Below are 16,639 nucleotides of genomic sequence, written 5' to 3' on the forward strand. Positions count from 1 at the left end.
GTCAGTTGTTCTCCGCGTAGGAGGCGCTGAGCTCTTCGATGATGGTGTTCAGCCCCTTGCCATCGAGGTCGGCGATGGCCGCCTCGTAGCCGGCCATATCGAGCTGGCCGACCATGTACTTGTTGTACGCGTCGTTGGCGGCCTGCTGGATCGTGGACCAGCTCTGGTCGAACGCGTCCGAGGACAGCGGCTGGGTCGGGTCGATCACCGCGAACTCGGCGTTCTCAGCGATCTTCTCGTTGCCCTCGTCCACGTACGGCGTGGAACTCTTGAACGTCGTCACGTTGTCGGACGGGCGCGACGAGTTGTACGGCTGCACCTCCTGCTCCCACTTCGGCTGGTCGGCGATCGTCACGATGCCGTCGGCGTCGACCGTGTAGTGCTCGTCCTCGATGCCGTTGGTCATCAGCGCGAAGGCGTCTTCATCGAGCAGCTTGTCGATGAAGGCGAGGATGCCCTTGAGTTCTGCCTCGTCCTTCACCTGGCTGGTCGACATGGCCAGCCAGCCGCCGAATCCGCCGCCCGTGTCGGAGAGGATGCGGCGCGGCACGTCCTCGAAGGTCATGTCGTTGATCAGCGCCCATGCCATCGGCGTGTTCGGGTCGGCGCTGGTGGCGAGGTTCATATAGTTCTTCGCCTCGAACAGACCCGTCACCACGATGCCGCCCTTGCCCTGCGCGATCGCATCCTGCTGGTTCTGCTTCTGCATCGTGACGAACTCGCCGTTGACCGCGCCCTGCTCGTACAGCCCGCGGTACCACTCCATGGCCTCTTTGAACTCGTCGGTCTGGAACGTCGGGATGACCTCGTCGTCCTCGACGACGAAGTTGTTCCCCGCCCCGAAGAAGCCGGCCAGCGTCTTGAAGCCGAGCTTGAAGCTCTCCAGGCGGTCGATGAAGCCGGTCGTGTCGTCCTTGCCGTTGCCATCCGGGTCGTCCTGGGTGAAGGCCACGGCGACCTCGCTGAGCTCCTCGATCGTGTGCGGCGCTTCCAGGCCGAGATTGTCGAGCCAGTCCTGACGGACCAGGACGCCGTAGCGCGCCACCGGCTTCTGGAACGGGACACCGTACAGGTGTCCGTCGACGCGGGCGGAGGCGAGCGTCTTCTCGTCGATCTGGGAGAGGTTCTCGTAGTCCTCGAGGTACGGCTCGACATCCCAGAACTGACCGGACTTCAGGGCCTGTCGCACCGAGGTGTTGGTGGAGTTCGTCAGCGACGTGATGTCGGCGAGCGTGTCCGACGCGAGCGCGGCGTTGATCTTCTCGTCCTTGGAGGCATCCGGTACCCACTGGAAGTCGACCTCGGTGCCGGTGTACTCGGCGAGTGCCGTCGCGATCGGGCCATCCGCTTCCGGAGTGGTGGGGGTGTGCAGCATCGCCATCCAGGTGATGCTCTCCGGGGTGGTGACGTCGCCGCTGCTGCCTTCGTTGCTGTTCGCGGGGGCGTCGGACGCTCCGCACGCGGTGAGCGCGAGCGATGCGACGGCGACGGAAGCGACGGCGATTCCGAGCCTGGAGTGATTCCTCATTCTGATGTTCCTCTCGCAAGGTGGAGACGGGCCTGCACGGTCGCGCCGGCCCTGGGGGGTGAGGTCTGAGTGGCGGTGTCAGCGGCATCCGCGGCGAGCTGCCGGAAGACGATGCGCGTCACGAAGCCGACGGCGGACGCCGGGATCCCGATGCCGAACAGGACGAGCAGCGGGAGCGCGAACGAGGTCAGCAGCCACACCGTGACGCCGACCGCGGTGGCCGCGAGGATCGTCCAGTGCAGCGAGCCGACGCCGATCATGAGAGCCGCGGCGAGCTGGCGGGGGATGCCGCGGACGTCGGTCGCGGCCATCACGGGGAAGACGTAGCCGGCGATCACGCAGATCACGACGAGAGCGGCGACGTTGCCGAACTGCAGCAGCCAGGTCGACGCGGCGAAGATGTTCGTGATGACGATGGCCGCCGCGGCCGTGAGGATCCAGCCCATCGCCGCCGAGTGCCAGTAGTGCGCGCGCAGGTGGCCGATGAAGGCGCGGGTGACCGGCGGCGTCTCGCCGAAACGGAACCAGCGGTCGATGTAGGCCGCGACGGCGTACGAGGCAGGGCCGATGCCGAACACGACCAGGCCCAGCGCGGTCGCGGCGATCCACAGCAGGTTCAGGTACGCGATCCGGTAGACGCCGCGCAGGAACAGGTTGATGCGCATGAAGCCCTCGAACGAGAACATCAGAACACGCCTTCCTCGCCGAACTTCTTCGCGAGCCGGTTGGCCATGATCACGAGGACGAGACCGACCAGACCCTTGAAGAGGCCGACGGCGGTGGCATAGCTGAGCTGGCCGTTCTGGATACCCGCCGTGTAGACGTACGTGTCGAAGATCTCGCCGACTTCGCGGTTGAGCGAATTCAGCATGAGGAACATGTGCTCGAAGCCGAGCTCGAGGAAGTCGCCGATCGACAGGATGAACATCACGATGATGGTGGGGCGGATCGCGGGGAGCGTGATGTGCCAGGTCTGCAGCCAGCGCCCAGCGCCGTCGATCTCGGCCGCCTCGTACAGCTGGAGGTCGACCGCGGTCATGGCGGCGAGGTAGATGATCGTCCCCCAGCCGGCGCTCTTCCAGATCTCCTGCACCGTGTACAGCGGTCGCAGCCAGTTCGGGTCCGTCAGGAAGGGAACCTGCTCCAGGCCCCAGGACTCGAGCAGGTTGTTGATGCCGCCGCCGTCGGTGGTCAGCAGCACGTAGAACAGCGAGACCACGATCACCCACGACATGAAGTGCGGGAGGTAGATGACGGTCTGGATGCTGCGCTGGAACACCCGCGTGCGCACCTCGTTCAGCAGCAGCGCGAGGATGATCGGCACGGGGAACGCGAACACCAGCAGCAGGAGGGAGATGATCACCGTGTTGGTGAGCAGCATCATGAAGGTGTCTTCGGTGAAGAACCGGATGAAGTGCTCGAACCCGACCCAGGGGCTGCCGCCGATGCCGCGGAACGGCGAGTAGTCCTGGAACGCGATCACCAGACCGCCCATGGGCACGTACTTGAAGACGATGAAGTACACGATGCCCGGCAGAGCCATGAGGTACAGAGCCTTGTGGCGCCAGACCTGCTGCCACCACGGGCGGGCCGGGTAGACGGGAGGCGGTGCATCCGTCGTGTCCGGGACATTCGGCTGCGCGGTCTGGGGAGCATCCAGCACGGTCATGCCTGCATCCGCATCATCGCGAGTTCGGTCCGCATTCGAGGCCTCTTCCTGCGCTCATCATCGAGTTCGGGTGGCGGTCGCCAAGAGAGAAAACGCTTCTTCGGTAACCGGTTTCCCGAGACTAGCACGGGACGCGTTCGGCAACAACCGTTCGTTGCGACCGTGATTGAAGCGATGACCTACAACGTTAGAGCGGAGACGGCGAGGCCCGCGGCGTGCCGCACCGTCGGCCGGTCCCTGACGGCACGGGAGAATGGATGCCGTGACCCCAGCTCTCGAACTCGCCGTCCAGGACGTCGCCGGTGCGCGCATCGCCGGAGAGGTGGGCGCCGCACGCGTCGAACTCACGCAGGGCCTGGCGCTCGGCGGGCTGACGCCGTCGCCGGCGACGCTCGAGCTCGCGCTTGCCGAAGCGGCAGACGGCGGACCGGAGGTGCACGTGCTCGTGCGTCCGCGAGCCGGGGGCTTTCACTACGACGCCGATGAACTGGCGGTGATCGAGCACGATGTGCGCTTCGCCGTCTCCGCCGGCGCGGCCGGCGTCGTGATCGGCTGCCTTGACGCGTCCGGCCGGATCGATCGGGACGCGATGGCCCGGCTGGTGGATGCCGCGGGCGACGCGTCCGTGACCCTGCACCGTGCGATCGACGTGACAGCGGACCCGGTGGCCGCGATGCGCACAGCTCGCGAGCTGGGGCTCGCCCGTGTGCTCACCTCCGGTGGTGCGTCGGCGGCGATCGACGGCATCGACGTCCTCCGGCGCCTGGTCGAGGAGGCGGCGGGCGGGATCGAGATCATGGCGGGGAGCGGCGTGGACGCGGCATCCGTCGTCGAGATCGCGGCGACCGGCGTCGATGCGGTGCACTTCTCCGCCAAGCGCACCGTCAGCGCTTCCGGCGGCGTCCGGATGGGGTCGGCCGCGGACGGCGTCGGCGGCCATGAGGTCACCGACCGAGCGGCCGCGTTCGCTGTCCGAGCGGCGCTCGGGCTCTGACGCGAGTCGCGAGGGTGGGACAGCGGGCGGTCGCGTCCGTAGACTCTCTGCCATGGCCGACCCCCGAAACGCCGCGTCCCGCACTGCCGAGTACACGGATGTTCACGGCGTCACGATCGTCTACGACGTTCATCCGGCCGAGGGCGAGCTGCGCGGTGCCGTGCAGCTGCTGCACGGCGTCGGCGAGCACGCCGGACGCTACGGAGAGCTGATCGCGGCGCTGAACCGCGCCGGCTTCATCGTCTATGCCGACGATCATCGCGGACACGGACGCACCGGCATGCGTCAGCACGGCGACGCCGCGAAGCTCGGCCGCCTCGGCAAGGGCGGACTGCACGCCGCGAAGGACGCGATCTGGCAGCTCACCGGCATCATCCGCGACGAGAATCCGGACCTGCCGCTCGTGCTGTTCGGCCACTCGTGGGGGTCGTTCCTCGCGCAGATGCTGGTGAACGAGCACCCCGAGGCGTGGGATGCCGTCGTGCTGTCCGGGTCGGCGCTGCGGACCCCGTTGATGCTCAACGCGGCGCCGCTCAACGCCCGGTGGGAGGGCGAGAACGCCACCGGCTACGAATGGCTCAGCCGCGACGCCGCGGTGTGGGAGGAGTTCGACGCCGACCCGCTCACCACGAACCAGCCGCTGTTGAAGCTGTTCGGCCCCGTCGAGGCGCTCAAGCTGTACGGCCGGCCGAAGAAGCACCTGGGCCGCGACATCCCGATGCTGCTCATGGTCGGACGCGACGACGCCGTCGGCGGCCCGCGGAGCGTGCACCGCCTGGCCGATGAGTACCGCGAGCGCTCCGGGCTCACCGATGTCACGACGCTCGTCTACCCCGACGCGCGCCACGAGATCTTCAACGAGCTGCAGCAGGGCTCCGTGCGCGCGGATCTGCTCGCCTGGCTCGACAAGCACATCCCCGCTCGCGGGTAGCGGCTCGCCCCGCCCCGCCCCGGCGTAGGCTGGGAACGTGCATGGTGAGTACAAAGTCCCTGGTGGCAAGCTCGTCGTCGTCGACCTCGAGGTCAAGGACGGACGCATCGACGGATTCCGGCTGGCCGGCGACTTCTTCCTCGAGCCGGACACGGCGCTCGACGACATCGACGAGGCCGTCAACGGCCTGATGGCGGAGTCGGATGTCACGGCGATCGCCGCCGCGGTCCGCAGCGCGCTTCCCGACGGGGCCCAGCTCCTCGGCTTCACACCGGAAGCGGTCGGCACCGCCGTCCGGCGCGCCCTGGTCACCGCACCCGGCTGGCAGGACTTCGACTGGGAGATCGTGCACGAGAAGGCCGTGTCCCCGCGCATGAACCTCGCGCTCGACGAGGTGCTCACCGCGCGGGTGGGCGAGGGACGTCGCCGCCCGACCCTGCGCATCTGGGAGTGGGACGAATCCGCCGTCGTGATCGGCTCGTTCCAGTCGTACCGCAACGAGGTCGACCCCGAGGGTGCCGCGCGTCACGGCTTCGACGTCGTTCGTCGCATCTCCGGCGGAGGGGCGATGCTCATGGCCGCCGGCCAGATCATCACGTACTCGCTGTACGTCCCGGCATCCCTCGTGCAGGGCCTCACGTTCGCCGATTCGTACGCCTTCCTCGACGACTGGGTGCTGCAGGCGCTGCGGTCGCTCGGCATCGACGCGACGTATCAACCGCTCAACGACATCGCCTCCCCGACCGGCAAGATCGGCGGCGCGGCGCAGAAGCGTCTGGCCAACGGCGGCGTGCTCCATCACGCCACGCTGTCGTACGACATCGACGGGCAGATGATGACCGAGGTGCTGCGCATCGGCCGCGAGAAGCTCAGCGACAAGGGCACGACGTCGGCGGCCAAGCGCGTGGATCCGCTGCGCAGTCAAACCGGGCTCTCCCGCGCCGAGATCATCGAGCGCTTCACGGACACCTTCCGGTCCCTGACGAAGGCCGAGACCGGAGCGATCACCGCCGAGGAGTACTCCGCCGCCGAGGCGCTCGTGGAGTCGAAGTTCTCGACCGACGCCTGGCTGCACCGGGTTCCGTGACCCCCACGCCCCCCTCCGCGGATCCCGCCCCGCCGCGCCCCGATGCCGTCGGCTCCGTCTCGATCGTGCACGGAGACAGCCTTGAAGTCGCGAAGACACTGCCCTCGGCATCCTTCGCACTCGTCTACCTCGACCCGCCGTTCAACACCGGTCGCACTCAGGAGCGGCAGGTCGTCACGGCCCGCCGGTTCGCCGAGCAGCCGGAACTCGACATCGAGATCCCCGTCGCGGAGGAACCGGCCGAGCGGGAGATCCGGCACGGTTTCCACGGGCACGCGTACGAACGCGTCCGCGGCATGCTGCGCGCGTACGACGACCGCTTCGACGACTACGGCGCGTTCCTCATGCCGCGGCTCGAAGAGGCCTGGCGGCTGCTGACGGCAGACGGCACGCTCTACCTGCACCTCGACTATCGCGAGGCGCACTACGCCAAGGTCATGATGGATGCCGTCTTCGGCCGCGATGCGTTCCTCAACGAGCTGATCTGGGCGTACGACTACGGCGCGAAGTCCCGCCGCCGGTGGCCGACCAAGCACGACACGATCCTCGTCTACGCCAAGACCCCCGGCGCGCACTACTTCGACTCGGATGCCGTGGATCGCGAGCCCTACATGGCGCCGGGTCTGGTCACACCCGAGAAGGCCGCCCGCGGAAAGCTGCCCACCGATGTCTGGTGGCACACGATCGTGCCGACCACGGGGCGGGAGAAGACCGGGTATCCGACGCAGAAGCCGGAGGGCATCCTGCGGCGCATCGTGCAGGCGTCGAGTCGACCGGGCGACCGCGTGCTCGACCTCTTCGCCGGCAGCGGGACCACCGGCGCCGTCGCGTCGGCCTTCGGCCGCGACGCCGTGCTCGTCGACGACAATCCGGAGGCGATCCAGGTGATGCAGCGGCGGATGCCGCACGCCGCTGTCACGCCCTTCGTCCCCTGAGCGAGGGCGGCTGGTGCTCGCTCAGCCGACGAGAGCCGCGACCAGCCCGTCCTCGAGCAGGAGCCGATCGTCGATGCGGTGGAACTCGCCGGGGTCGTGCGTGACCGCCACCACAGAAGCGCCGGTCGACGCCAGCTGGTCGACGGCATCCGCGACGATCGTCCGCGAGTGCGCATCCAGCGCCGCCATCGGCTCGTCGAGCAGGACGAGATCGGCGCGCTGAACGAGTGCCTGCGCGAGCAGCGCCCGCTGACGCTGGCCACCGGAGAGGGCACCGATCCGTCGCCGTGACAGATCGGTGAGGCCGACGGCTTCCAGGGCATCCGCCACGGCGGCGCGGTCGGCACGCCTGGCCGGGCGCCAGGATCCCAGCCGCGCCCAGGTGCCCATCGAGACGAGGTCGGTCACGGTCAGCGGAAGGTGCGCGGGAAGCGGCGTCGACTGCGGCACGAGCGCCGTGCGGATGCCCGGCCGGACCTCGACCGATCCGCTGTGCGGAGCGAGGAGTCCTGCGGCGACGCTCAGCAGCGTCGACTTGCCCGATCCGTTCGGCCCGGAGACGACGAGCAGCCTTCCCGCGAACGCGTCCACGTCGATACCGCGCAGCGCGGGGTGCCCATCGTGGTCCACAGCGACGCCGCGCATCGACAGCACGCGGGTCGTGGGCAAGAGCGGTGTCGACGACTGCATGTCGTCATTATTGCAGATGATAATCGTTCTCAATAACTGCTACAGTCGCTCCCTGTGACTCTCCTCGACCCCTTCGCCATCGCGTTCGTGCAGCGCGCTCTGCTCAGCGGCTGCCTGGTCGCCGTGATCTGCGGCGTCGTCGGCACGTGGGTGGTGCTGCGCGGAATGGCCTTCCTCGGCGAGGCCATGGCGCACGGCATGCTCCCCGGCATCGCCGTCGCGACGCTCCTCGGGCTCCCCGGCATCCTCGGTGCCGCCGTCAGCGCCGCGGGAATGTCCGTCGGGATCGGCGTGCTGCAGCGCCGCGGCCGATTGTCCGCCGACACGAGCATCGGGCTGCTGTTCGTCGCGAGTCTCGCGCTCGGCGTCATCATCATCTCGGCCTCGCGCAGCTTCGCCACGGACGCCACCGCGATCCTGTTCGGCGACATCCTCGCCGTCTCGATCGAGGACATCGCGATGCTCGCGCTCGTCGCCGTCATCACGCTCGCGGTCGCCATGCTTGGACACCGCGCCTTCGTCGCGCTCACGGTCGACCCGCGTCAGGCGCAGCTGCTCGGGCTGCGGCCGCGGCTCGCGCACGTGCTCCTGGTCGGACTCATCACTCTCGCTGTCGTCGCCGCATACCAGGCGGTGGGCTCGCTGCTCGTGGTCGGCATGCTGCTCGGCCCGGCGGTCGCCGCGGGGCGGTGGACCTCGCGCATCCCCACCACCATGGCGCTCGCCGCTGCGATCGGCTGCCTCGCCGTCGCCGCCGGGCTGCTCATCTCCTGGTTCGCCGGCACCGCGGCGGGCGCGACGATCGCGTTCGCCGCGATCCTCGCCGCCGCCGTCTCCGCCATCGCCCACCGATTCGTCAGCGCTGGTCATCGACGTGACCTCGCAGAAAGGACCCCATGAGATTCCGCTTCGCCGCCGCATCCGGCATCCTCCTCCTGGCGCTCGCCGGGTGCGCCGCACCCGCTGAGCCCGCCGTTCCGCCGTCGTCGACGAGCGCAGCGGAGGAAGACGGGCACGGCCAGATCGAGGGGGCTCGTGAGCTGGCGGAGCCGGCCCTCCACCTCACCTCGATCGATCCCGCAGGGACCGTGCACCACCTCGACCTCCTCGACGAGGAGACGACCGAGCTGGCCGAGATCGAACCGGTCGAAGACGTCGTGACCGATGGGCGATACCTCTTCGGCATCCGAGACGGGTCGGTCACCGTGATCGACGGCGGCGTGTGGACCTGGAGCCACATCGACCACTTCCACTACTACGAAGCGCCGGCGCGCGTCATCGGCGAGATCGTCGGCCACGGGGCGCCGACGGTGGTCATGGGCGAGGTCGGCGTCGGGGTGCGCTTCGACGACGAGGCTGTCCTGATCGACGCCCCCGCTCTGCCCGACGGCGAACTCGAGGAGCTCTTCCGGATCCCGGCCGCCGACGGCCAGGGACTCGTCGTCCCGTTGGACTCCGGCGCCGTGATGACGGGTGCCGCTGGCGCCAGCGCCGGATCGCTGAGCGTGGTCGCCGCCGACGGCACGGTGGGCGGGAGCATCCCGTGCGAACGCGCGAGCGGAACGATCACCACGGTGGTCGGCGTCGTGATCGGCTGCGCGGATGGCGCCGTGATGTTCACGGGCGGCGACCCGGACGCGGTCGAGCGCATCCCGTACCCGGCCGACGCCGCCGCCGCGGCTGTCGACTTCGCCGCGCGCGAGGCGCGTCCCCGCGTGGCGGCGATCGCCGGCGAGACCGGTGTCTGGATCCTCGACACCCGGCAGCGGACCTGGACCCTGCATGATGCCGGCGAGCCGATCGTGCAGGTCGCCGCGATCGACGACGAGGACGGCCGCGTGCTGGTGCTGACGGCCGGGGGCGCCGTGCTCGTCCTCGCCGGCGGAGAGGTCGTCGCGCGGACGGAGCCGCTGGTGGCGGCATCCCTCGCGGATGCCGAGACCGCCGATCGCGTGCGCTTCGTCGTCGATCAGAACCGCGCCTATCTGAACGGACCGGCCGAGCAGACGCTGTGGGAGATCGACGCCGCCGACGACGCGCGCATCGCCAGGACGTTCGCGACGGCGTACACGCCGCTGCATCTCGCGGGGACGGGCCGATGATGCTCGCGCGGCGGACCGCGGCGGTCGTCGCGGCGATCGTGGCGGTCGCCGGCCTCGGCGGATGCGCCGCCGCCGAACCGGACCGGCCGAGCGTCTACGTCACCACCAACATCCTCGGCGATGTCGTGTCCGAGATCGCGGGGGAGCACCTCGACGTCGTCACATTGATGGCGCCGGGCGCCGACCCGCACTCCTTCGAGCTCGCCGCCCAGCAGGCCGCCGGCATGCGGTCGGCCGACCTCGTCGTCGCGAACGGGCTCGGGCTCGAAGAAGGTCTGTCCCACCACGTCACCGCGGCGGCCGACGAGGGCGTCGAGGTGCTCTTCGCGGGCGACCACGTCGAGACGGTGGAGTACGCCGACGGTGCGGGCCCCGACCCGCATTTCTGGACCGACCCGTCGCAGATGCTGCGCGTGGTAGATGCGCTCGCTCCCGTGCTGGCCGAACTCGCGGGCGATGCCGCGCCCCACGTGCAGGCCGCGGCGGAAGGCTACCGTGCGAAGCTCGCCGAGTTGGACGACGAGATGGAGACCGCGCTCGGGGCCGTGCCGGCAGAGCGCCGGGCGCTCGTCACGAACCATCACGTCTTCGGCTACCTCGCCCGTCGCTACGAGGTCACGCTGCTCGGGGCTGCGATCCCCGGCGGAACGACCCTCGCCGCTCCCAGCCCCGCCGATCTGCAGAGCCTCGTCGACGCGATCGATCAGGCGGGCGTCCGCACGATCTTCGCGGAGTCGTCCTCGCCCGACCGCCTCGTGCAGGTGCTGGCCGACGAGGCCGATCGAGACGTCGCCGTCGTCGAGCTCATCACCGAATCGCTCGCCGCGCCCGGCGAACCGGGCGACACCTACCTCGACATGATGCGCGTCAACACTGCGCGGATCGCCGAGGGCCTGACCCCCTGAATCCACGCCCGACAGGGCACCTCGCCCGCAAAGGGCACCCACCCCGCCCGACAGGGCGACGAAAGGAAGAGAAGATGACACAGCTCACACGAACGGCGCGCCTGGTCGCCGGCGTTGCCGGCGCAGCGCTCCTGCTGGCCGGATGCGCAGGTCAACCGGCATCCGACAGCTCGGGCGATACCCCGGCCGAGCAGCCGACCAGCACGGATGCCGTAGAAACGGGCCCGCGCATCGCGGTCGCCTACGAGGGCGGCGTCCTCATCGTCGACGGCGAGACGCTCGAGGTGATCGACGACCTGGCCTCGGAGGAATTCGTCCGGCTCAACCCCGCCGGTGATGACCGGCACGCCTTCGTCACGACGTCGCAGGGCTTCCAGCTGCTGGATGTCCGCGAGCCGGAGCTCACCGACCTCGTCGTCGGCGCGGCTGCCGCCGGCCACGTGGTCCGTCACGGCGGAAAGACCGTGCTGTACGACGACGCGACCAGCGACACGACCATCTTCGAGACGGCCGCGCTCGCCGAGGTCGACGGCGCGCTGCCGGATGCCGAGGTCATCGAGGGCGTCGATGCCCACCACGGCGTCTCGGTCGTGCTGGAAGACGGCACGTTCGTCACGACGGTCGGAGACGCGAGCGGTCGGACCGGTGTCAAGGCCGTGGATGCCGACGGCGTCGAGATCGCCGTGAACGATCAGTGCCCCAACGTCCACGGCGAGGGCGCTGCCGCGGATGAGGCCCTCGTCTTCGGCTGCGAGAACGGTGTGCTCGTCTTCGCCGACGGCGCGATCACCAAGATCGCGTCCCCCGACGAGTTCGGCCGCATCGGCAATGCGTACGCGTCCGAGGCCAGCCCGCTGGTCGTCATGGACTACAAGGACGACCCGGATGCCGAGGGTTACCTGCTGACGAACCTCGCACTCGTCGACACCGCAGCGAAGACCCTCGAGAAGGTCGCCCTGCCGGACGGCATCAGCTACACCTGGCGCGGCGTCACCCGCACCGAGGACGGCGACGCGGTCATGATCGGCTCCGACGGGCGCCTGCACGTCATCGACCCGACGACCGGCGAGATCACGGCATCGCACGACGCGATCGAGGCGTGGGAGAGCCCGACCGAGTGGCAGCAGCCGCACCCCGCGATCGCCACGAGCGGCGACGTCGTGTACGTGACCGATTCGGCGAACAGCACCCTCGTCGCCCTCGACCCGCACACCGGCGAGGAGATCGCGTCCGGCGAGCTGCCGCACGTGCCGAACGAGATCGTCGTCGTCGGCTGACAGCGATGCCCCCGCTCGGTGAGCGGGGGTCAGAGGAGGGCGAGGGTGTCGTCGTAGGCCGTGGTCGTGACCGGCAGCCCCTCGCCGCCGAACTCCCTCGCCGTCCCCGGCTCGGTCCGCCACGCGGGCCAGCCGGGGGCGCCGGAGGTGACGAATGACACCGCGGCGCCGTGCATGTCGTCCGCGAGGGACTGCGGCGGGTGAGGGCCGGCCAGGTCGGCGACGCGCTCGCGGTCGAGGCCGTCGAACCAGAACGGGACGTCGAGGCAGTGACATGACCACCCCTTCGTCGGCGACACCCAGCGGAACGCGTAGACCCAGGTCTCGGCATCCGCCGCAGTGCGCGCTTCGGCGACGCGCACGACCAGGCTGCGGAAGACGTGGTCGGTGACGAAGCGGCCGACCATCGCGGTCGATCCCTTCGCGCGTTGCGGACGATTCGCCCGCAGATAGGCGCGTCGGACGCCGCGGTCGCGCAGCACAGGGAGCAGGAGGGCGGCCGACGGCACGACGCGCAGCGCGCGCGGCGCCCGGTCGGCGATCATCGTGAACTCGTCGTCGGCGGCGCCGAGCACGAGCGGCTTGTCGGCGCCGATGCCGGCTGCCAGGGCATCCACGGCAGGGCGGGTGACGACTTCGCCGTCGACGATCGGGCCCCAGGGGAGTCCGTCCTCGACGAGGCCGGACAGCAGGCCGAGTCCTTTTCGGCCGCCGACCGCCTGCGGCTGGGTCTTGAGGATGCGGGACTCGGGCACCGAGCGGAAGCCCTCGGCCGTCGGCTCGATGCCGAGGATCCCGGCGAGACGCTCGCCGCGCTCCTGCGCCTTGTCGAGCGGGACGTCGGCGAGCGCCGAGGAGAGGGCGAGCGCGCTGTGGAAGAGATGCTGCGCCGAGGGCATGCTCAACAGCGTCAGCACCGCCCCTCCGCCAGCCGACTGCCCGCCGATCGTGACGCGATCGGGGTCGCCGCCGAACGCGGCGATGTTCTGCTGCACCCATTCGAGTCCGGCGATCCAGTCGAGCACGCCGCGGTTGTGGGGCGCGCCGTCGATCCAGCCGAATCCGTCGAAGCCCAGCCGGTACGACAGCGACACCGTCACGACGCCGTCGCGATTGAAGCGGCTGCCGTCGTACCAGGGGCTCGCGGGTGACCCTTCGGTGTAGCCCCCGCCGTGGATCCAGACCAGGACGGGCAGCGGGTTGGCCGGCATCGGCGTGAACACGTTGACGTTGAGGACCGAAGGCCCTGGGATCGGAGGCTCAGGGATCAGCGTCCCGCCGGGGTCGCGCCGCAGCGCCGTCGCGCCGTAGGCGGTCGCGTCGCGCACGTCGGTCCATGGTTCGGGCGGCACAGGGGCGGCGAAACGCAGCTCTCCGACCGGGGCGGCGGCGAAGGGGATGCCGAGGTAGGCCGCCGAGGCGTTCGGCGTCCCGGCATCCCGCCAGAACCCGCGGACCGGTCCGGATGCCGTCTGCGCGACGGGTGCGTCGGTCACGATGCTCCTCCCTCGGGGTGCGGAGCCGGACGCAGGACGTCCAGGAACCGTTCGATGTGCGCGGCCATGTCGATGCCGGCATCCAGCAGCCACATCGACTGGAGCCCGTCGGACAGCGCCTGCACGCTCGTCGCGACCCAGGTCGGGTCCAGATCAGCGCGGATGTCCCCGTGCTGCTGTGCGCGGACGGTGGCGGCGCGGAACTGCTCCTGCAGCAGCAGCGTCCGCTCGCGGAAGAACGCGTGCGCCGGATGCTCCGGATCGACGGCCTCGACCGCCAGCTGGGCGTACAGCTGGACGAGCCCGGGCACGGTCGCGTTGTGCCGGATGACGGTGAGGAGCATGTCGATGCCGGCACCGTCGGCGCCGTACACCGTCTGGTCGTGCTCGTCGCGCTTGCGGAGGATCGCCGTGAAGAGCTCTTCCTTGCTGTCGAAGTAGTGCAGCAACCCCGCGGCGCTGAGCCCGACGGCATCCGCGAGCTCGCGCACCGACGCGCGCCGGTATCCCTGTGCGGCGACCACGTCGAGTGCGGTCGTCAGGATCTCCTCGCGCTTGGCGATCCCCTTGGCGTAGGCCCCGCGTCGCGTCATGATGCCAGCGTATCGGCGCCACGGCATCCGCGGAAGTGAAAACCGAACACTGCTTGCTTTTTGATGCGGAACGGACGTATCCTGGCCGGGCGATCCATGGCGGAAGCGGCGAAAGGCGAACTCGGATGACCGACCCACAGCACCTGACTCTCGAAGACCTCACTCTCGAGGAGAAGGCCTCGCTCACCAGCGGTGCCGACTTCTGGACGACCAAGGGGATCAACCGGGTCGGAGTCCCGTCGATCATGCTCACCGACGGTCCGCACGGCCTGCGCAAGCAGGCGGCCGCGAGCGACCACCTCGGGCTCAACGACAGCGTCCCGGCCACGTGCTTCCCGCCGGCCGTCGCGCTCGGCTCGACCTTCGATCCAGAGCTCGCCGAGCGCGTGGGCGTCGCGCTGGGCGTGGAGTCCGCGATCGAGGATGTCGCGGTGATCCTCGGCCCCGGCATCAACATCAAGCGCTCGCCGCTGTGCGGTCGCAACTTCGAGTACGTCTCCGAGGACCCGATCGTCGCCGGTCGCATCGGCGCCGGGCTCGTCCGCGGCATCCAGTCGCAGGGCGTCGGCTCGTCGCTCAAGCACTTCGCGGCGAACAACCAGGAGGACGACCGGATGCGCTCCTCGAGCGACATCGACCCCCGTCCGCTGCACGAGATCTACCTCCGCGGCTTCGAGCACGTCGTCAAAGAAGCTCAGCCGTGGACCGTCATGTGCTCGTACAACCGCATCAACGGCGTGTACGCGTCCGAGGACCCGTGGCTGCTCGGCGACGTGCTGCGCGACGACTGGGGCTTCGAAGGACTGGTCGTCTCCGACTGGGGTGCGGTGAACGAGCGGGTCAAGGGCCTCGCCGCCGGCCTCGACCTCGAGATGCCCTCGAGCGGCGGGTTCACGGATGCTCAGATCGTCGCCGCCGTGAAGGACGGCTCTCTCGACGAGTCCGTCGTGGACACTGCAGCCGGTCGGGTGCTGTCGCTCGTGGCGAAGTCGCAGGCGCGTCCTGCTGTTGCGGGGCCTCTGGATGCCGAGGCCCACCACGCCCTCGCGCGCGAGGTCGCCGGCCGCTCGATCGTGCTGCTGCAGAACGCTCCCGTCGACGGCACGCCGGTGCTGCCCCTCGCCGAGTCCGCCTCCGTTGCCGTGATCGGCGAGTTCGCGCGCACGCCGCGCTTTCAGGGCGGTGGGTCGTCGCACATCAACCCGACCCGCCTCGACACCGCGCTCGACGCGTTCGGGGATCGGGCGTCGTTCGCTCCCGGATTCACGTTCGACGGCTCGGGCGATGCCGAGGCACTGCGCGCCGAGGCGGTGGCTCTCGCTGCGGCGAACGACGTGGCCGTGCTCTTCCTCGGTCTGCCGGACGCCGACGAGTCGGAGGGCTTCGACCGGACGCACCTCGATCTGCCCGCCGCCCAGCTCGAGCTGGTGGATGCCGTGCTCGCCGTGAACCCGAACGTCGCGGTCGTGCTGTCCAACGGCGCCGTGGTGGCGCTGCCCTTCGCCGAGCGCGTCCCCGCGATCGTGGAGGCCTGGCTGCTCGGCCAGGCCGGAGGATCGGCGACGGTCGACGTGCTCACCGGCGCGGTTAACCCGTCGGCGCGACTCGCCGAGACCATCCCGCACCGCCTCGAGGACACCCCGGCGTTCGGGAGCTTCCCCGGCGCGTTCGGCCACGTGCGCTACGGCGAGGGCGTCTTCGTCGGCTACCGCTGGTACGACGCGCGTCGGATGGACGTGGCCTTCCCGTTCGGCCACGGGCTGTCGTACACGACGTTCTCGTACGGTTCGCCGACCGCGACGGTGGTGGACGGCGGCGACATCCGTGTCGCAGTCGCGGTGACGAACACCGGCGCCGTCGACGGCCGCGAGGTCGTGCAGGTGTACGTCGCACCGGAGGCCTCGGCCGTCGAGCGCGCGCCGCGCGAGCTCAAGGCGTTCGCCTCTGTCGCGCTCGCCGCGGGCGAGACGCAGGAGGTCTCGGTCGTCGTCCGGCGCGAGGACCTTGCATACTGGGACATCCGCGTCGACCGCTTCGTGGTCGAGAGCGGCGCCTACCGCGTCGAGGCCGGCGCATCGAGCCGTGACCTGCGCGGTGCGGTGTCGGTGCAGGTCGCCGGCGACGAGGTGCGCATCCCGTTGACGGCCAACTCGTCGATCGGCGAACTGCTCGAGCACCCGGTCGTCGGCCCGATCGTCCGCGAACAGCTGTCCGGCGGTCAGGAGGCCGCTGACGGTGCGATGGATGCCGGGATCATGAGCGACGCGGCGATGGCGAAGATGATGGCATCGTTCCCGATCGGCCGGCTCGCCGGGTTCCCCGGCATGGGCATCGATCGCGCGCAGGTCGACCAGCTCATCGCTCTGGGCAACCAGGGGTAGTCGATCACCGACTTCTTCGGACGGGTATGACACAATGTGTCGAGAAGTACG

Annotated in this window: 15 protein-coding genes; 9 read left to right on the forward strand and 6 right to left on the reverse strand. The window is 69.8% G+C overall.

Translation table 11 applies throughout. The annotated features are described in order from the left end of the window. Position 1: 1 nt before the first annotated feature. Genes ACWAT3_RS05240 through ACWAT3_RS05250 form a run of 3 tightly spaced genes read right to left on the reverse strand, consistent with a single transcriptional unit; the run spans position 2 to position 3,197 of the window. Positions 2-1,528 carry an extracellular solute-binding protein gene (locus ACWAT3_RS05240; RefSeq protein WP_460796460.1) on the reverse strand — a complete coding sequence of 509 codons (1,527 nt, stop codon included), beginning with the start codon at positions 1,526-1,528 and terminating at the stop codon, positions 2-4. Next, positions 1,525-2,214, reverse strand: a complete 690-nt coding sequence (locus tag ACWAT3_RS05245; RefSeq protein ID WP_460796462.1) for a YesL family protein — start codon at positions 2,212-2,214, stop codon at positions 1,525-1,527. The genes ACWAT3_RS05240 and ACWAT3_RS05245 overlap by 4 nt, the downstream gene beginning before the upstream one ends. Beyond that, on the reverse strand, positions 2,214-3,197 hold the full coding sequence (locus ACWAT3_RS05250; RefSeq protein ID WP_460796464.1) for an ABC transporter permease: 984 nt from the start codon (positions 3,195-3,197) through the stop codon (positions 2,214-2,216). Before ACWAT3_RS05250 ends, ACWAT3_RS05245 begins: the two co-directional genes overlap by 1 nt. 253 nt (positions 3,198-3,450) lie before the next feature. Between ACWAT3_RS05250 and ACWAT3_RS05255 the strand changes: the two genes are divergently transcribed. The 4 genes from ACWAT3_RS05255 to ACWAT3_RS05270 are packed head-to-tail and all read left to right on the forward strand — an operon-like array spanning position 3,451 to position 7,144. Further along, positions 3,451-4,191 carry a copper homeostasis protein CutC gene (locus ACWAT3_RS05255; protein WP_460796466.1) on the forward strand — a complete coding sequence of 247 codons (741 nt, stop codon included), beginning with the start codon at positions 3,451-3,453 and terminating at the stop codon, positions 4,189-4,191. A 52-nt stretch (positions 4,192-4,243) separates the two neighbouring features. Further along, positions 4,244-5,122, forward strand: a complete 879-nt coding sequence (locus ACWAT3_RS05260; RefSeq protein ID WP_460796468.1) for an alpha/beta fold hydrolase — start codon at positions 4,244-4,246, stop codon at positions 5,120-5,122. Between the two features lie 37 nt (positions 5,123-5,159). Next, positions 5,160-6,209, forward strand: coding sequence for a lipoate--protein ligase family protein (locus ACWAT3_RS05265; protein ID WP_460796470.1), 1,050 nt, complete (start codon positions 5,160-5,162; stop codon positions 6,207-6,209). After that, entirely contained in the window at positions 6,206-7,144 is a 939-nt protein-coding gene (locus ACWAT3_RS05270; protein ID WP_460796472.1) for a DNA-methyltransferase, read from the forward strand. Before ACWAT3_RS05265 ends, ACWAT3_RS05270 begins: the two co-directional genes overlap by 4 nt. A 21-nt stretch (positions 7,145-7,165) precedes the next feature. Here ACWAT3_RS05270 and aztA read toward each other — a convergent pair whose 3' ends face one another. Then, complete coding sequence (gene aztA, locus ACWAT3_RS05275) at positions 7,166-7,834, reverse strand: zinc ABC transporter ATP-binding protein AztA (protein ID WP_460796474.1); 669 nt, start codon at positions 7,832-7,834, stop codon at positions 7,166-7,168. A 54-nt stretch (positions 7,835-7,888) separates the two neighbouring features. On the opposite strand from aztA, the gene aztB reads away from it, so the two are divergent. The 4 genes from aztB to ACWAT3_RS05295 all read left to right on the forward strand — a co-directional run bounded on the left by aztB (position 7,889) and on the right by ACWAT3_RS05295 (position 12,118). Then, entirely contained in the window at positions 7,889-8,734 is an 846-nt protein-coding gene (aztB, locus tag ACWAT3_RS05280; RefSeq protein WP_460796476.1) for a zinc ABC transporter permease AztB, read from the forward strand. Then, positions 8,731-9,936, forward strand: a complete 1,206-nt coding sequence (locus ACWAT3_RS05285) for a hypothetical protein (protein WP_460796478.1) — start codon at positions 8,731-8,733, stop codon at positions 9,934-9,936. Before aztB ends, ACWAT3_RS05285 begins: the two co-directional genes overlap by 4 nt. Then, positions 9,933-10,841, forward strand: coding sequence for a metal ABC transporter solute-binding protein, Zn/Mn family (locus tag ACWAT3_RS05290; protein ID WP_460796480.1), 909 nt, complete (start codon positions 9,933-9,935; stop codon positions 10,839-10,841). The genes ACWAT3_RS05285 and ACWAT3_RS05290 overlap by 4 nt, the downstream gene beginning before the upstream one ends. A 74-nt stretch (positions 10,842-10,915) precedes the next feature. Continuing rightward, positions 10,916-12,118, forward strand: coding sequence for a hypothetical protein (locus ACWAT3_RS05295; protein ID WP_460796482.1), 1,203 nt, complete (start codon positions 10,916-10,918; stop codon positions 12,116-12,118). A 29-nt stretch (positions 12,119-12,147) separates the two neighbouring features. Here ACWAT3_RS05295 and ACWAT3_RS05300 read toward each other — a convergent pair whose 3' ends face one another. Continuing rightward, positions 12,148-13,614, reverse strand: coding sequence for a carboxylesterase/lipase family protein (locus ACWAT3_RS05300; RefSeq protein WP_460796484.1), 1,467 nt, complete (start codon positions 13,612-13,614; stop codon positions 12,148-12,150). Further along, complete coding sequence (locus ACWAT3_RS05305; RefSeq protein WP_460796486.1) at positions 13,611-14,207, reverse strand: TetR/AcrR family transcriptional regulator; 597 nt, start codon at positions 14,205-14,207, stop codon at positions 13,611-13,613. Before ACWAT3_RS05305 ends, ACWAT3_RS05300 begins: the two co-directional genes overlap by 4 nt. A 125-nt stretch (positions 14,208-14,332) precedes the next feature. Here ACWAT3_RS05305 and ACWAT3_RS05310 point away from each other — a divergent pair, with 125 nt between their 5' ends. Next, entirely contained in the window at positions 14,333-16,588 is a 2,256-nt protein-coding gene (locus ACWAT3_RS05310; RefSeq protein WP_460796487.1) for a glycoside hydrolase family 3 C-terminal domain-containing protein, read from the forward strand. The last annotated feature ends 51 nt before the right edge of the window (positions 16,589-16,639 follow it).

The sequence above is a fragment of the Microbacterium sp. GXF0217 genome (genome assembly GCF_054798195.1).

What these genes read in the sequence shown, in the direction of transcription:
- ACWAT3_RS05240 (WP_460796460.1), bottom strand. Translation starts at nt 1,528, where the DNA reads ATGAGGAATCACTCCAGGCTCGGAATCGCCGTCGCTTCCGTCGCCGTC.
- ACWAT3_RS05245 (WP_460796462.1), bottom strand. Translation starts at nt 2,214, where the DNA reads ATGTTCTCGTTCGAGGGCTTCATGCGCATCAACCTGTTCCTGCGCGGC.
- ACWAT3_RS05250 (WP_460796464.1), bottom strand. Translation starts at nt 3,197, where the DNA reads ATGACCGTGCTGGATGCTCCCCAGACCGCGCAGCCGAATGTCCCGGAC.
- ACWAT3_RS05255 (WP_460796466.1), top strand. Translation starts at nt 3,451, where the DNA reads ATGGATGCCGTGACCCCAGCTCTCGAACTCGCCGTCCAGGACGTCGCC.
- ACWAT3_RS05260 (WP_460796468.1), top strand. Translation starts at nt 4,244, where the DNA reads ATGGCCGACCCCCGAAACGCCGCGTCCCGCACTGCCGAGTACACGGAT.
- aztA (WP_460796474.1), bottom strand. Translation starts at nt 7,834, where the DNA reads ATGCAGTCGTCGACACCGCTCTTGCCCACGACCCGCGTGCTGTCGATG.
- ACWAT3_RS05285 (WP_460796478.1), top strand. Translation starts at nt 8,731, where the DNA reads ATGAGATTCCGCTTCGCCGCCGCATCCGGCATCCTCCTCCTGGCGCTC.
- ACWAT3_RS05290 (WP_460796480.1), top strand. Translation starts at nt 9,933, where the DNA reads ATGATGCTCGCGCGGCGGACCGCGGCGGTCGTCGCGGCGATCGTGGCG.
- ACWAT3_RS05295 (WP_460796482.1), top strand. Translation starts at nt 10,916, where the DNA reads ATGACACAGCTCACACGAACGGCGCGCCTGGTCGCCGGCGTTGCCGGC.
- ACWAT3_RS05305 (WP_460796486.1), bottom strand. Translation starts at nt 14,207, where the DNA reads ATGACGCGACGCGGGGCCTACGCCAAGGGGATCGCCAAGCGCGAGGAG.
- ACWAT3_RS05310 (WP_460796487.1), top strand. Translation starts at nt 14,333, where the DNA reads ATGACCGACCCACAGCACCTGACTCTCGAAGACCTCACTCTCGAGGAG.